Below are 16,019 nucleotides of genomic sequence, written 5' to 3' on the forward strand. Positions count from 1 at the left end.
AACGTGCTAAGCGTTACGTCGAGTGATTTTCTGTCAGATTGAGCGTAGTCGAAATCAAAGAAAATTTGTATCGAGAAGTAATATAAAAACCTCCGCTTTTGCTGAGAAAAAATATGATAACAGAAGAACAACATATCGACCAAGAATTAATTCCAATTTTGGAGCAGGTTTCAGACCCTGAAATCCCTGTATTGTCCATTATGGAAATGGGAGTGGTACGTTCTGCTATTATAAAACAAGGAGAGGTATTCGTACAAATCACACCTACCTATAGCGGTTGTCCGGCTATGGATGTTATTGGAGAAGATATCACCAAAGCATTGGAAGAGGCAGGTTATAAGTGTCATGTTGAATTAGTACTCTCACCAGCTTGGACTACAGATTGGATAACCGAAAAGGGAAGAAAAGCACTAGCAGAATATGGTATTGCTCCACCCTTGGAACCTAATGCTGATAAAGAGGCTCTGTTGGGAGGGAAACGCATTGTGAAATGCACTAACTGTGGTTCCACGAATACCAGAATGGTAAGTCAGTTTGGATCTACAGCTTGTAAAGCGATGTTTCAATGTGAGGATTGTCACGAGCCTTTTGATTATTTCAAGTGTTTGAAATAATGTTTAAAATAATTGGAAGTTGACATTGGTTTGAAATCTTCCGTCTAAAAAGTGAAAATACATGAGCAACAATTCTATTGCCTTAAGTATAAAAGATGGTGTAGCCTATATTACACTAAATAGACCAGAAGTATTTAATAGCTTTAACCGAGAAATGGCCTTGGAATTACAGGATACTTTAGATACCTGTAACGAAAATGAAGAAGTTCGTGCGATGGTGATTACTGGAAGTGGTAAAGCTTTTTGTGCTGGTCAGGATTTAAAAGAAGTAACTACACCAGAGCTAAACCCAGGTTTCAAAAAAATATTGGAAGAACACTACAATCCAATAATCACAAGAATTAGAAGTATAGAAAAGCCAATAATTGCAGCAGTGAACGGTGTAGCGGCAGGAGCAGGAGCGAATATTGCTTTGTCTTGCGATGTGGTAGTTGCAAATGAGCATGCAAGCTTTATTCAAGCGTTTTCTAAAATTGGATTGGTTCCCGATAGTGCGGGGACATTTTTTTTACCACGCTTGATAGGTTTCCAAAAAGCATCGGCTTTAATGCTATTGGGCGACAAAGTATCGGCTCAAGAAGCAGAACGTATGGGGATGGTGTATAAAACAGTTTCTTCAGGCGATTTTAATGCCGAGGTTGAGAACCTTGCAGAAACTATGGCTAATATGCCTACTCAGGCGTTGGGCTTTACTAAAAGATTGCTAAACGAGTCTATGACAAACAATTTAGAGCAACAACTAGATTTGGAATCTGAGTTACAAATAACATCGGCCCAAAGTGAAGATTATGCTGAAGGTGTCGCTGCATTTATAGAAAAGAGAAAACCAATTTTTAAAGGTAAATAAATGAAAGTAGGTATTATTGGTTCGGGAACAATGGGAAGCGGAATAGCTCAGGTAGCTGCAACCGCTGGATGTACCGTAAAAATATATGATACCAATGAAGCTGCTTTGGAAAAGGCTAGGCTTTCATTGGAAAAAATATTGACCAGATTGGTCGAAAAGGGAAGAATAGAAACTAATGAAAAACTAAGAATCCAAAGTAGTATTCGTTATGTGGATACTTTAAAGGAATTAGCTGATTCGAATCTTACCATTGAAGCAATTGTAGAGAATATAGATGTTAAGAAGAAGGTGTTTTCAGAATTGGAAACTTATGTTGCCGATAACTGTATCATAGCGTCAAACACTTCCTCTTTATCCATTGCTTCCATTGCAGCATCATTGAAAAAGCCTGAGCGTTGTATCGGGATACACTTTTTCAATCCTGCACCACTGATGAAATTGGTAGAGGTAATTCCTGCTGTTCAAACTTCAAAAGAAGTTTTGGAAGCTTCTGTAAAGACTATTTCAGATTGGAAAAAAACTGTTGCAGTAGCTAAAGATACACCAGGGTTTATTGTAAACCGTGTGGCGCGTCCGTTTTATGGCGAGGCTTTGAGAATTTACGAAGAAGGCGTTGCCGATTTCGCGACAATCGACAGGAGTTTAAAAACTCTTGGAGGATTCCGTATGGGGCCATTTGAGCTAATGGATTTTATTGGAAACGATGTTAATTATACTGTTACAGAAACTGTATTCACTTCATTCTATTTCGATCCAAGATACAAGCCATCATTTACCCAAAAGCGTTTGAGTGAGGCTGGTTATTTAGGAAGAAAAACAGGTAAAGGATATTACGATTATTCCGCAGGAGTAGAAGTGCCAAAACCAAATGAGGATAAAGCATTGGCTCAACAAATATTCGATCGTGTTTTGGTAATGCTTATAAATGAGGCTGCAGATGCATTGTTCTTAAACATTGCTTCGGCAGAGGATATCGATAATGCTATGACCAAAGGTGTTAATTATCCTAAAGGGTTATTAGCATGGGCAGATGAGAAAGGTATTGATTGGTGTGTAGCAACTTTAGATGGGCTTTACAATGAGTATCACGAAGATCGTTACAGGTGTAGTCCACTGTTGCGCAAAATGGATGCTGAAGGGAAAACATTTTTTTAATGACTCCGGAAGCTATTGTAAATAAAATGTTCGAAAACGATGCTTTTAGTCAATGGCTGGGTATTGCAATCGATGATGTTAAAGAAGGGTATTGCCAATTAAGCATGACTGTTAGGGCAGAAATGCTCAATGGGTTTAAAATTGCCCATGGAGGCATTACCTATAGTTTAGCCGATAGTGCTCTGGCATTTGCTGCTAATTCAAGGGGAAAACAAGCTTTATCAATAGATACGTCTATCAACCATATGGAAAAGTTGGTTGAAGGCGATAAAATTGTGGCTATAGCATCGGAAGAGTCGGTTAAGAACAGATTCGGATTTTATAGAATAGAAATAAAAAAAGATGATGTACTGGTAGCCTTGTTTAAGGGGACTGTATATCGTACTAATAACGATTGGAAAGAGGATTAGTCCTATTTCAGTTAGGTTAAAATAATAATATGGAAGCTTATATCATAGATGGGGTTCGTACTCCAATAGGAAGTTATAAAGGCACGTTGTCAGCTGTTCGTACAGACGATTTAGCGGCTATGGTAATCGAGGAATTAGTTAAACGTAATCCAGATATTCCAAAGGGAGCTTACGACGATGTAATTTTAGGGTGCGCTAACCAAGCGGGAGAAGATAACCGTAACGTGGCACGCATGGCATCGCTTTTAGCTGGATTGCCATTTACTGTGCCGGGGGAAACGGTAAATCGTTTATGTAGCTCTGGTCTATCGGCTATTATTCATGCCAATAGAGCGATTAAAGCTGGTGATGGTGATGTTTTTATCTCTGGAGGCGTAGAGAACATGACACGTGGGCCATTAGTGATTTCAAAACCATCTTCAGGTTTTGGAACCGATTCAAAAATGTATGACTCTAGTTTTGGGTGGCGTTTTGTTAACCCAAAAATGCACGAGATGTATGGGACAGACGGAATGGGAAATACGGCTGAAAACTTAGTAGAGAAATACAATATTTCAAGAGAAGACCAAGATGCTTTTGCACATTGGAGTCAGATGAAGGCGACCAAAGCTCAAGAGAATGGAAGACTGGCAAAGGAGATCATGACTGTTGAGATTCCTCAACGCAAAAAGGATCCTATTCAGTTTTCAAAAGATGAGTTTGTGAAGCCTACAACTACACTGGATATTTTAGGGAATTTAAGACCGGCTTTTAAAAAAGACGGAAGTGTAACGGCTGGTAATTCATCCGGGTTGAATGATGGAGCAGCTGCAACCATTATTGCATCGGGTAATGCCGTAGAAAAATACAATCTTAAACCATTGGCGCGAATTGTAAGTTCGGCTGTGGTTGGTGTAGAACCCCGCATCATGGGGATTGGTCCTGTGGAGGCTTCCAATAAAGCTTTGGTAAAAGCTGGATTGACCATGGATGATATCGATATCATTGAGCTTAACGAGGCGTTCGCAGCTCAGGCATTAGCGTGTACTCGTGCTTGGGGATTAGCTGATGACGATCCAAGGATAAATCCTAACGGAGGTTCTATAGCAATAGGACACCCTCTTGGCGTTACTGGAGCAAGAATTTGTTATTCTGCAGCTTTAGAGTTGCATGAGCAACAAAAACGCTATGCTTTGGTAACCATGTGTATTGGAGTAGGACAAGGCTATGCAGCAATAATTGAGAGAGTATAATAGCTCAAACAAAAATCTTTAAAGAACTCAACTATGAAAAAAATACCACATTATGTAACTGGGCAATGGATTGAAGGGAATGATGAAGGAATGCCTATTTATGATGCTATTACAGGAGAGCATTTTGCAACTACTGCTGTTGATGGATTGGATATCCCAGAAATACTAAACTACGGTAGAACCAAAGGAGGCGAAGTACTACGTAAAATGACTTTTCAAGAGCGTGGAAATATGCTTAAGAAATTAGCCTTTTACTTAGTGAAAAGAAAAGAGGCTTTTTATGAGTTGAGCTACCGTACAGGAGCGACTCGTATTGATAGCTGGATAGATATAGAAGGAGGGTTTGGTAACTTGTTTGCAAACGCCTCATTGAGAAAATTATTCCCGAACCAACCTTACCATGTTGAGGGGGAACCAATAGATTTATCTCGTGGCGGACGTTTTATGGCACACCACATTATGGTGCCTAAGCAAGGTGTTGCCGTTCATATTAATGCATTCAACTTCCCAGTATGGGGAATGCTGGAAAAATGTGCCGTTAACTGGATGGCAGGGGTGCCTGCAGTAGTTTTACCAGCTCCGTCTTCATCATATTTGGCTGAGGCTGTAGCTCGTGAAATTATCAATTCTGGAATTCTTCCAGAAGGCGCACTTCAGATAATAAACGGAACTGTAAAAACGATCTTAGATACAGTAGAATCTCAAGATGTAGTAACCTTTACAGGGTCGGCTGCAACGGGAAGATTGTTAAAAGTTCATCCGCAAATCATTCAGGAATCAGTTCCGTTCAATATGGAAGCCGATTCATTGAACGCATCTATCCTTGGAGAAGATGCAGTTCCAGGAACTCCTGAATTCGATATTTTCATAAAAGAAGTTCGTAAGGAAATGACGGTGAAAGCAGGGCAGAAATGTACAGCTATCCGTCGAATCATTGTTCCTGAAAACTTGGTGGAAGATGTACAAATTGCCTTAGGAAAAGCGCTTGACAAGGTAACAATAGGAGACCCAAGACTTAAGGAAGTTAGAATGGGATCGCTTATCAGCAAAGAACAGGTTCAGGCAGTTCGTAACAGTGTGACCGATATTGCCAAACAAGCTCAAATCGTTTATGGCGACTTAGATAAAATAGAAACTGTTGGTGCAGATGCTTCAAAAGGGGCATTCATTAGCCCAATATTACTGCGTGCAGACAACCCGCTTGATTCGATTGCTGTTCACGAAAGAGAAGCTTTTGGTCCGGTGAGTACCATTATGCCATACAAGACTTTGGATGAAGCCATCCAGTTATCTAAAATGGGTAAAGGATCGTTGGTGTCTTCAATCATCACTAACAATGATTCTATCGCAAAAGAATATGTTGTAGGTGCGGCAAGTCACCACGGACGTATTTTGGTACTTAACCGTGAAAATGCTAAAGAAAGTACAGGACACGGATCACCACTTCCAACCTTGGTTCACGGAGGACCAGGTCGTGCCGGAGGAGGTGAAGAAATGGGAGGTGTACGCGGTGTGAAGCACTATTTACAGCGTACAGCTATTCAGGGGACTCCAACAACACTAACGGAAGTTACTGGTATTTATCAGCCAAATGCAAAATACAAGGAGGCTGAACAGCATCCGTTTAAATACCATTGGGAAGATATCCAACCAGGAATGTCGCTTAAAACACATAAGCGTACTTTAACCGATGCGGATATCATCAACTTTGCGAACCTAACTTGGGATCATTTCTACGCCCATACCGATATTACTTCTCTAGATGGAAGTATTTTCGAAAAGCGTACTGCTCACGGATATTTCATTATTTCGGCTGCAGCGGGGTTATTTGTTTATCCAAATAAAGGGCCTGTAGCGGCAAACTATGGTTTGGAAGAGTGTCGTTTCTTAAGACCGTTGTACCATAACGATACTATTTATGTTCGTTTAACGTGTAAGCAAAAAGTTGACCGTGATGTAGCGGGCGATGAGCACCCAAGCGGTATTGTAAAATGGTTCGTTGAGGTATTCGATGCAGAAGATGAATTAGTAGCTGTTGCAACTATTTTGACCATGGTTCAGAAGAAGCAAGAAACCTTTGTTGAAATGACAGATGCTAAAATTACCGAGTGTTTGAACAAACTTACAGTAGACAGCAAAGCACAATGGGGTGGATTAACACCGCAGCATATGATAGAGCATTTGGAATATACCTATAGAATTGCTTCTGGTGAAATCCAAGATTTCGAGGTGGCAACTCCAGAAAAGATTTTGGAGAAAGTTCATGCTACGCTGTATAACTATGACAAAATGCCTAGACAGTATGATTTTCCATTAGCTGAAAAATCTAAAATCACCGAGTTGGAACATGCAGATTTAGAAACGGCTAAAGAAAAGCTTAACGAAGCACGTCAGGCATATTTACAATATTTTAAAGAAAACCCAGAAGCCAAAACGAAGAATGTCGTTTTTGGTGAATTGAACCGATATGAGTGGTATTTATTAGAGCGTAAGCATCTAAACCATCATTTCGAGCAGTTCGGATTATTATAAAAAATAAATGCCACCTCATGTTTAGAAGAGAGGTGCTATCATTAGATAAAATAAAGATATAATTGTCATTCGCTTACAAAGCGAAGGGAACACTAGAAAAAGATTGCCACGCTTGCGCTCGCAATGACAAAAAGTAAAAAATATGAGTGATCCATACGTAAAACAAAGTATAGATAACGGGATAGGAACTATTGAGTTTTTCCACCCAGCACACAATTCGCTTCCAGGCGATATCTTGGCTAAGTTGGCAGAGACCATTAACGATGCAGGACAAAATGATGATATAAAAGTAATTGTTCTTAAAAGTGGAGGAGACAGAACCTTCTGTGCGGGAGCTAGCTTTAAGGAGTTAATCCACATTAACGATGCAGAAACAGGGCGTGTATTTTTTTCTGGGTTTGCTAATGTGATTAACGCTATGCGTAAGTGTCCTAAGTTTATCATTGGGCGTATACAAGGTAAAACCGTAGGAGGTGGAGTTGGATTGGCTTCGGCTACCGATTACTGTATGGCAACTAAGTTTGCATCAATTAAGTTAAGTGAGCTTAATGTAGGTATCGGACCTTTTGTGGTAGGTCCTGCAGTTGAGCGCAAATTGGGGCTAACAGGAATGTCTCAAATAGCAATCGATGCCAATACATTTTACGATGCTGAGTGGGCAAGAAATAAAGGATTGTTTGCTCAGGTATACGATACAACGGAGGAACTGGATGAAGCTGTTCAGGCGTTCGCAGAAAACTTATGCAACTATAACCCAGAGGCTATGAAAGAGATGAAGCAAGTGTTCTGGCAAGGAACCGATCATTGGGATACCTTATTGGCAGAGCGTGCAGAAATTAGTGGGCGCTTGGTGTTAAGTGATTTTACAAAAGAAACTCTTAAGAGGTTTAAGTAGAACAGCTGTGTAAAAAGTGCTCCTAATGTCAATTCGAGCGAAGTCGAGAATAATGTTACTGTTCGAAAACTACGATTTCGACTCCGCTCAATCTGACAAAGAGGAATAAAATGTTACTTTTTTACCCCCACCTTAGAGTGTGAAAACTAACTGATTGATGACTATTGGTTGTAATTCAACAATCGTCAATCAACAATCTAAAATCAGATGATTTATTCTTTTAAAGGTTATATCCCAGTAGTACACGAAAGCAGTTTTGTGCATCCATTGGCAGCAGTTACCGGTAATGTTATTATCGGTAAAAACTGTTATATAGGTCCTGGAGCTGCAATTCGAGGAGATTGGGGGCAGATTGTTTTAGAGGATGGAGTGAACGTACAGGAAAACTGCACTGTGCATATGTTTCCGGGGAAATCTATCACTTTAAAGGAGAGTGCTCACATTGGTCACGGTGCAATTATTCACGGTGCTAATATTGGTAGAAACGTATTGGTAGGTATGAATACCGTAATTATGGACGATGCCCAAATTGGAGATGAGTGTATTGTTGGAGCGATGGCATTTGTAAAGGCAGAAACCGTCATTCCTAATCGTAGTTTAGTAGTGGGTAATCCAGCGAAGGTGATTAAGGAAGTAAGCGATGAGATGATTGCCTGGAAAACCAAGGGAACTCAACTTTATCAGCAGTTACCATTAGATTGCCATGATAGCCTAAGGGAAGTAGAACCGTTAAGAGAAGTACCTAAAGATCAACAGATGCAGGAAGCATTTTATGATACTTTAAGGGATTTTATGAAGAAATAGTATTCCTGTATATAGGAATGAATAACAATATAGAATAAAGAAAGATGTCGACTTTTGAATTGAAAATGCCCAAAATGGGCGAGAGTATTACCGAAGGAACCATTATTAAGTGGATGGTGAATGAGGGTGACAGTTTTGAAGAAGGTGATGTGTTGCTTGAAGTAGCAACCGATAAAGTGGATAATGAAGTGCCAGCGCCTGCTTCTGGAACTTTGGTGAAAACCCATTTTCAACCTAAGGATGTCGTTCCTGTTGGTCAGGTTATAGCCATTTTGGAAGTATCCAATGATGTAGCTCAAAATTCCAAGCCAAAGGAAGAAGAGAAGTCTTCTGCAGCAAAAGAAGAGAAGAAGACGCCTAAACGTCCTAAAATTGCATCTGCTTCAATTGATGGGCAAGCATCGACTTTTAGCGTAAACAATAATACAAACACTTTCTTTTCTCCACTAGTCATTAGTATTGCAAAGCAACATCATATTAGTTTTGAAGAATTGGCTAGAATACCAGCTACAGGTGCCGAGGGGCGATTAAGAAAAAGCGATATTTTCAGATATCTAGAAGACGGTCGTCCGTATCAGTTTGCACAACCAGCTGCACAACCAGACCCTACGGCTTACAGAATTCCACAGTTGAAACTGGACAAGGGTACTGGTAAAGTTGTAGAGATGGACCGTATGCGCCAAATGATTGCAGATCATATGGTGTATTCCAAACATACATCGCCACACGTTACTGCTTATGTAGAAGCGGATTTAACCGATATGGTAAATTGGCGTAAAGACAATAAAGGTGCTTTTCAAGATAAGTACGGTAAGAAACTGACGTTTACTCCTTTGTTTGTTGAGGCGGTAGCAAAAGCTATTCAGGATTTTCCAAATATCAATGCATCGGTAGACGGAAACAACATTATTGTTAAGGAAAATATCAACATCGGGATGGCAACAGCATTGCCTTCAGGAAACTTGATTGTTCCAGTGGTAAAGGATGCCGATAAGAAGGACTTAAATGGGCTTGCGGGAGAAGTGAATGAATTGGCTTCTAAAGCCCGTGATAATAAATTGAACGGTGACGATATTAAAGGGAGTACTTTCACCATTTCCAATGTGGGAACATTTGGAAGCTTGATGGGAACCCCTATTATCAACCAGCCTGAAGTTGCCATTTTAGCTTTGGGGATCATTAAGAAACGCGCAGAGGTTATTGAAACTGAAAAAGGGGATGAAATCGCTATCAGAAGTATGATGTATTTATCATTGTCCTTTGACCATCGTGTAGTGGATGGTTATTTAGGAGGGTCGTTTTTACGCCGCGTAGCCGATTACTTAGAAAAATTTGATACCAATAGAACCATATAAGATTATGTCATATCAAATCAATATAACAAAAGTAGAAAAGTCAAAAGTAGATGCTTTAGACTTTAACGATATACCATTGGGAAGAACCTTTACCGATCACATGTTTATTTGTGAATATGAAAACGGAGAGTGGAATAACCCAAGAATTGAGCCATTGGCTCCCATTGCAACTCATCCTGCAGCTATGGCTATCCACTATGGGCAGGCTATATTTGAAGGAATGAAAGCTTCTGTTGATACAGATGGTTCGCCAATGTTGTTCCGTCCGGACAAGAATGCAGAGCGCATGAATTTTAGTGCAGATCGTATGGGAATGCCACATTTCCCTGAAGATCTATTTGTAGAAGGATTGAAGCAGTTAGTTGCTTTGGAGCAAAACTGGATTCCTCCTCAGCCAGGAAGTGCATTGTATTTAAGACCGTTCATGTATGCCGATGAAGCTTTTATCGGGATGCGTGCAGCAACCAATTATAAGTTTATCATCATAGCTTCACCGGCAGGACCATTCTTCACCAAGCGAATTCGTTTATATGCAGAAACACAATTTATCCGTGCTGTAGAAGGTGGAACAGGAGAGGCTAAGGCAGCTGGAAATTACGCGGCAGCTATCCGTCCAACTGAATTGGCAAAAGCAAAAGGTTTCGATCAGGTATTGTGGTTGGATGCTCACGATTTTAATTTCATTCAGGAAGTAGGTACGATGAATATCTTTTTCAAAATAGGAGATGAATTTATTACACCTAGTCTTGATGGTGCTATCCTTAATGGAATCACTAGAATGAGCGTTATTGAACTTTTACGTGATAAAGGATATGTAGTAACCGAAAGGCCAATTTCCATTGAAGAGGTTATAGCAGCATCAAAAGACGGAAGCTTAAAGGAAGCTTTCGGAACAGGGACTGCTGTTGGCATTGCCATGATCCAGGATATTGGGTTTAAAGATGAGGTAATCCACGTTTCAGATGAAAGCCCTGTTGGGCAAATGGTGTTCGATACCATCAATGGAGTGCGTGCAGGAGAATTAGAGGATACTCATAACTGGATGGTTAAAATAGAAAATGAATTAGTTTAATGAAGAAAGATATATTAAAAAAAGGGTTTTTAAACCTTTGTACGGCCAAGGCTATGGCCGAACTTTACGAAGAGAACTTTCAAACAGTATCAAAATACGTTCACGCTACCTCAAGAGGTCACGAAGCCATTCAAACAGCTTTGGGAATGCAATTGTTTCCTCAAGATTATGCCTTTCCTTATTATAGGGATGATGCAATGCTATTAGCTTTTGGAATGCAACCTTACGATTTAATGTTGCAGTTATTGGCTAAAAAGGACGATCCGTTTTCTGGAGGACGTACTTATTATTCTCATCCAAGTTTAAAGGATGATGATAAACCTAAAATTCCACATCAATCATCGGCAACGGGAATGCAGGCTATTCCTGCTACCGGAGTTGCAATGGGGATGCAGTATAAGGAAAAGGTAGGTTTACAAGATGAAGGAGAAAACCCGATAGCAGTATGTTCTTTGGGAGATGCATCGGTAACCGAAGGAGAAATAGCCGAAGCACTTCAGATGGCAGCACTAAAGCAAATGCCAATTCTTTACTTAGTTCAAGATAATGGATGGGATATTTCGGCTAACGAAGCCGAGACACGCGCTCAAAGCGCTTTCGAATATGCTCAAGGATTTAAAGGTCTTGAAGCAATTTCGATTGACGGAGCAAACTTTATTGAAAGTTATGAGGCGGTAGAAAAGGTTATTGCAACCATCCGTAAGGAGCGTCGTCCGTTTTTGGTTCACGCCAAAGTACCATTACTGAACCACCATACTTCTGGTGTTCGTATGGAATGGTACCGAGACGATTTAGAAGAAGCACGCTCTAGAGATCCCTACCCAGTAATTAAGCAACAATTGTTGGATAATGGTTTTACAGCTGATGATATAGCCGAAATAGAAGCCGAAGCTAAAGCTAAGGTACAAGCTGATTACGAAAGAGCATTAAAAGCTGAAGACCCTTCACCAGAGGATTTGTTTACTCATGATTATGCACCCACACCAGTTACGGCTGAAGTGGGAGAGCGTTCTCCTGAGGGAAGTGACAAAGTAGTCATGGTTGACTGTGCTCTGTTTGCAGTTGAAGAGCTGATGAAAAAGCATAAAGAGTGTTTGCTTTACGGTCAGGATGTTGGAGGTCGATTGGGTGGAGTATTCCGTGAAGCAGCGACATTAGCTCAAAAGTTTGGAGACGACAGAGTATTTAATACGCCTATTCAGGAAGCCTTCATTGTTGGTTCTACCGTAGGGATGAGTGCCGTTGGATTGAAACCTATTGTTGAGGTTCAGTTTGCCGATTATATCTGGCCAGGATTAAACCAATTGTTTACCGAGGTTAGCCGTAGTTGCTACTTGTCAAACGGAAAATGGCCTGTAAGCATGATTTTACGTGTTCCTATTGGAGCTTATGGTAGTGGTGGGCCTTACCACTCGTCATCTGTAGAAAGTGTTGTAACAAACATTAGAGGCGTTAAAATCGCTTACCCAAGTAACGGTGCAGATCTTAAAGGTTTGATGAAAGCCGCTTATTACGATCCTAATCCAGTAGTTATTTTTGAACACAAAGGGTTGTATTGGAGTAAAGTTCCGGGAACCAAAGGAGCTACTTCAGTAGAACCTTCAGAAGATTATATGTTACCATTTGGTCAGGCTAACGTGCTACAGGAAATATGGAAGCAGGATGATGTTGAAACCATGACAATTGTTAGTTATGGAATGGGAGTACATTGGGCTATGAATGCTTCTAAAGGGATGCGAGATCAAATTGAAGTTATCGATTTGAGAACATTGTCTCCGTTAGATGAGGAAACGATTATGAAATCGGTTAAGAAAACAGGAAAGTGTCTTGTTGTAACCGAAGAGCCTAGTAATAATAGTTTTTCCCGTGCTCTTGCGGGCAAAATTCAGGAAGAATGCTTTAAATATTTAGATGCTCCGGTAATGACTATTGGTAGTGAAAATATGCCTGCAATTCCTTTGAATAGTACTTTGGAACAAACCATGATTCCTTCAACAGAAAAGGTGAAAGCTAAAATAGAAGAAATTTTGGCGTACTAAGAAAGTATAATAGTAAAATTAAGAAAAGCACTGAACTTTTGGTTTGGTGCTTTTTCTTTTTGGTTAATATAGAAAATAAAAAAGCCCGTCTATTTATAGACGAGCTTTAGCAAAAAAGTTAAAAAGTATATATTAGATTACTTTTACGTTTACCGCGTTTAAACCTTTTTTTCCTTCTTTTAGATCGAATTCTACTTCGTCACCTTCTCTAATCTCGTCGATCAATCCAGAAATGTGTACAAAATGCTCTTTACTTGAATCGCTTTCTGTAATGAATCCAAAGCCTTTAGAGTCATTGAAAAATTTTACTGTACCTGTAATACTCATGTTGTAATATATTTAATTATGCTACAAATGTATACTAATCATTTGAATGGCAATTGTTTTTTGGGAAATAATTATTAATAAAATTTTTGTTATTTATCAGATGGAGGATATCGTTCCATTATTTTATTGACAAATTCTTTTATTCGTTCATCTTTTTTGTCCATGTTTTGAGATAAATACCCGCTTCCAACGCCCTGCCAAACGAGTTCCTTTTTATTAGCATCTATAAGGTCTACATAAAGCATACCTTCAGTAGAAGTTGATACCGATGTGTAATAATTGTTCCAGTACCAAGGACTCCAGCCCCAGCCATAACCATAAGGTCCCCATCCGTCGTTGTAAACATTAATTTGTTCACGAGACTTTGTAAAAATGCTAACCAACAAATCTGGGCTTTCAGATTTTGTAAAGCCCTTACTAGTAAGTTCAGATTCGATGGCTCTTAAGATTCTACGTTTGTCAAGATCGCTTATTTCAGCTTTGTCTATGCCAGGCTTATAAAAGGCAAAGGTTTTGAAATTGTTGAAATCAACATTCTTGTCGTAGTCAGAGGCTACTTTTACCGAACTGCAGGAGGTTACAATCACTAATACCAGTAACAGCGCAATAGTTTTTAAGAATGTTTTCATAATTGTATCAGTTTGGTTTACTACTAATTTAGCAAATTATCATCAACCAAGTTGGGCAATGTCACCTTTAAATTAGGTTCTACTTCCATAGCTCTCTTAATAGCAAAAATAGCTTCATCATTTCTGGCCCAACTACGTCTTGCAATACCGTTGTTTACATCCCAGAAAAGCATTGATTTTAAGCGTCTTTCTGCGTCAGAAGAACCATCAATAACCATACCAAATCCACCGTTCATTACTTCTCCCCAGCCTACGCCACCTCCATTATGTATACTTACCCAAGTGGCACCTCTAAAGCTGTCTCCAATAACATTGTGGATGGCCATATCTGATGTAAATCGTGATCCATCATATATGTTTGATGTTTCGCGGAATGGAGAGTCTGTTCCAGACACATCGTGGTGATCGCGACCAAGAACAACATATCCTATTTCACCTTTTGCTATAGCATCGTTGAAAGCTTTGGCAATTTTCATTCGGCCTTCTGCATCGGCGTAAAGAATTCTAGCCTGAGAGCCTACAACCAATTTGTTTTCTTGGGCTCCCTTAATCCATTGAATGTTATCGGCCATTTGTTGCTGGATTTCCTGAGGGGAATTCTCCATGATTTCCTCTAAAACCTCACAAGCAATTGTATCTGTTTTTGCTAAGTCTTCTGGATTTCCTGAGGCACACACCCAACGGAAGGGGCCAAAACCATAATCGAAACACATTGGTCCCATAATATCCTGAACGTAACTAGGGTATTTAAATTCTCTTCCTAAAGTTGGGTTTTCGGCCATAACATCGGCTCCAGCGCGTGATGCTTCTAAAAGGAAGGCGTTTCCATAGTCAAAGAAATAAGTTCCTTTGGCAGTGTGTTTGTTTATAGCTTTCGCTTGACGACGTAAGGATTCCTGAACCTTTTCTTTGAATAGTTCAGGTTGGTTAGCCATCATATCATTAGCTTCTTCAAAGTCTAGTCCTGCAGGATAGTATCCTCCAGCCCAAGGATTATGCAATGATGTTTGATCGCTTCCTAAATCGACATAAACATCAGCCTCTGCAAACTTCTCCCATACATCTACTACATTTCCTTGATAAGCGATAGAAACAGTTTCCTTATTCTCTTGAGCTTCTTTAACACGTGTTACAAGTTCGTTTAAATCTTTTATTACTTCGTCTACCCAGCCTTGTGAATGACGTGTATGAACAGCTTTAGGGTTCACTTCCGCGCAAACGGTAACACAGCCAGCAATGTTTCCTGCTTTTGGTTGTGCACCACTCATACCTCCCAATCCTGATGTTACGAATAAGTTCCCTTGAGGAGATTTATTGATCTTTCTGAATCCATTCAAAACAGTAATCGTGGTTCCGTGAACAATACCTTGAGGTCCTATATACATATAACTTCCAGCAGTCATTTGTCCGTATTGTGTAACTCCCAATGCATTGAATTTTTCCCAGTCGTCCGGTTGTGAGTAGTTAGGAATCATCATACCGTTGGTAACAACCACTCTAGGAGCATCTTTATGTGAAGGGAATAATCCCATTGGGTGGCCCGAGTACATTACCAAAGTTTGCTCGTCGTTCATTTCAGCAAGATACTTCATGGTTAATCTGTACTGTGCCCAGTTTTGAAATACAGCTCCGTTACCACCGTAAGTAATCAATTCGTGAGGGTGCTGAGCAACGGCATAATCTAGGTTGTTTTGAATCATCAACATAATTGCTGCTGCCTGTTTCGATTTTGCAGGGTACTCGTCTATTGGACGTGCATACATTTTATAATCCGGACGTAAACGATACATGTAAATACGACCATAATCTTCAAGCTCTTGCTTAAATTCTTCAACCAACTCCTCATGTTGGGATTTGTCAAAGTAGCGAAGCGCATTTTTTAAAGCAAGTTTCTTTTCTTCAGTATTTAATATTTCCTTACGCTTAGGCGCATGGTTTATTTCTGGATCGTATGCTTTTGGTTGTGGTAATGGATTTGGAATCCCTTCTAATATCTGTTCTTGAAATGTCATTTTTAATAATTTTTTTGTTGATAATTAATACGGTTTACTTCGGTGTAATTATCAACCTAAGGATAGCGGATATCCACACGATGATGCGTGAATGCC

At 39.8% G+C, this 16,019-nt stretch carries 14 protein-coding genes; 11 read left to right on the forward strand and 3 right to left on the reverse strand.

Annotated features, from left to right (window positions below; genetic code table 11):
• Positions 1–113 precede the first annotated feature (113 nt).
• The 11 genes from paaD (at position 114) to PWU04_RS07400 (ending at position 12,955) form a co-directional block, all read left to right on the forward strand.
• A complete protein-coding gene (gene paaD, locus PWU04_RS07350; RefSeq protein WP_274475333.1) occupies positions 114–614 on the forward strand; it encodes a 1,2-phenylacetyl-CoA epoxidase subunit PaaD in 501 nt (166 codons plus the stop codon).
• Positions 615–675: 61 nt separating this feature from the next.
• Positions 676–1,461, forward strand: a complete 786-nt coding sequence (locus tag PWU04_RS07355; protein WP_274475334.1) for an enoyl-CoA hydratase-related protein — start codon at positions 676–678, stop codon at positions 1,459–1,461.
• Positions 1,462–2,616: a 3-hydroxyacyl-CoA dehydrogenase NAD-binding domain-containing protein gene (locus PWU04_RS07360; RefSeq protein WP_274475335.1), complete on the forward strand. Its 1,155-nt coding sequence runs from the start codon at positions 1,462–1,464 to the stop codon at positions 2,614–2,616. It begins immediately after the preceding gene.
• The gene (locus tag PWU04_RS07365; protein WP_274475336.1) at positions 2,616–3,026 is read left to right on the forward strand and encodes a hotdog fold thioesterase; all 411 of its coding nucleotides are present in this window, start codon (positions 2,616–2,618) and stop codon (positions 3,024–3,026) included. Before PWU04_RS07360 ends, PWU04_RS07365 begins: the two co-directional genes overlap by 1 nt.
• A 29-nt stretch (positions 3,027–3,055) precedes the next feature.
• Complete coding sequence (locus PWU04_RS07370; protein WP_274475337.1) at positions 3,056–4,258, forward strand: acetyl-CoA C-acyltransferase; 1,203 nt, start codon at positions 3,056–3,058, stop codon at positions 4,256–4,258.
• Positions 4,259–4,291: 33 nt separating this feature from the next.
• A complete protein-coding gene (gene paaZ, locus PWU04_RS07375) occupies positions 4,292–6,790 on the forward strand; it encodes a phenylacetic acid degradation bifunctional protein PaaZ (RefSeq protein ID WP_274475338.1) in 2,499 nt (832 codons plus the stop codon).
• Positions 6,791–6,932: 142 nt separating this feature from the next.
• Positions 6,933–7,685 (forward strand): enoyl-CoA hydratase/isomerase family protein, encoded by a 753-nt coding sequence (locus tag PWU04_RS07380; protein WP_274475339.1) that lies wholly within the window; start codon positions 6,933–6,935, stop codon positions 7,683–7,685.
• A 207-nt stretch (positions 7,686–7,892) separates the two neighbouring features.
• Positions 7,893–8,489, forward strand: coding sequence for an acyltransferase (locus tag PWU04_RS07385; RefSeq protein WP_274475340.1), 597 nt, complete (start codon positions 7,893–7,895; stop codon positions 8,487–8,489).
• A gap of 74 nt (positions 8,490–8,563) precedes the next feature.
• Positions 8,564–9,844: a dihydrolipoamide acetyltransferase family protein gene (locus PWU04_RS07390; RefSeq protein WP_406600943.1), complete on the forward strand. Its 1,281-nt coding sequence runs from the start codon at positions 8,564–8,566 to the stop codon at positions 9,842–9,844.
• A gap of 4 nt (positions 9,845–9,848) precedes the next feature.
• A complete protein-coding gene (locus PWU04_RS07395; protein WP_274475342.1) occupies positions 9,849–10,916 on the forward strand; it encodes a branched-chain amino acid aminotransferase in 1,068 nt (355 codons plus the stop codon).
• Positions 10,916–12,955: an alpha-ketoacid dehydrogenase subunit alpha/beta gene (locus PWU04_RS07400; protein WP_274475343.1), complete on the forward strand. Its 2,040-nt coding sequence runs from the start codon at positions 10,916–10,918 to the stop codon at positions 12,953–12,955. The genes PWU04_RS07395 and PWU04_RS07400 overlap by 1 nt, the downstream gene beginning before the upstream one ends.
• Positions 12,956–13,087: 132 nt before the next feature.
• On the opposite strand, the gene PWU04_RS07405 is transcribed toward PWU04_RS07400, so the two are convergent.
• The 3 genes from PWU04_RS07405 to PWU04_RS07415 all read right to left on the reverse strand — a co-directional run bounded on the left by PWU04_RS07405 (position 13,088) and on the right by PWU04_RS07415 (position 15,923).
• Positions 13,088–13,282, reverse strand: coding sequence for a cold-shock protein (locus PWU04_RS07405; protein ID WP_274475344.1), 195 nt, complete (start codon positions 13,280–13,282; stop codon positions 13,088–13,090).
• Between the two features lie 89 nt (positions 13,283–13,371).
• Positions 13,372–13,911 (reverse strand): DUF4136 domain-containing protein, encoded by a 540-nt coding sequence (locus tag PWU04_RS07410; RefSeq protein ID WP_274475345.1) that lies wholly within the window; start codon positions 13,909–13,911, stop codon positions 13,372–13,374.
• Positions 13,912–13,934: 23 nt separating this feature from the next.
• Positions 13,935–15,923, reverse strand: a complete 1,989-nt coding sequence (locus tag PWU04_RS07415; RefSeq protein ID WP_274475346.1) for a urocanate hydratase — start codon at positions 15,921–15,923, stop codon at positions 13,935–13,937.
• Positions 15,924–16,019: the final 96 nt, after the last annotated feature.

Origin of the sequence: Mangrovimonas aestuarii (assembly GCF_028767185.1) — a bacterium.
In the GTDB taxonomy this organism is placed as follows: Bacteria; Bacteroidota; Bacteroidia; order Flavobacteriales; family Flavobacteriaceae; genus Mangrovimonas_B; species Mangrovimonas_B aestuarii.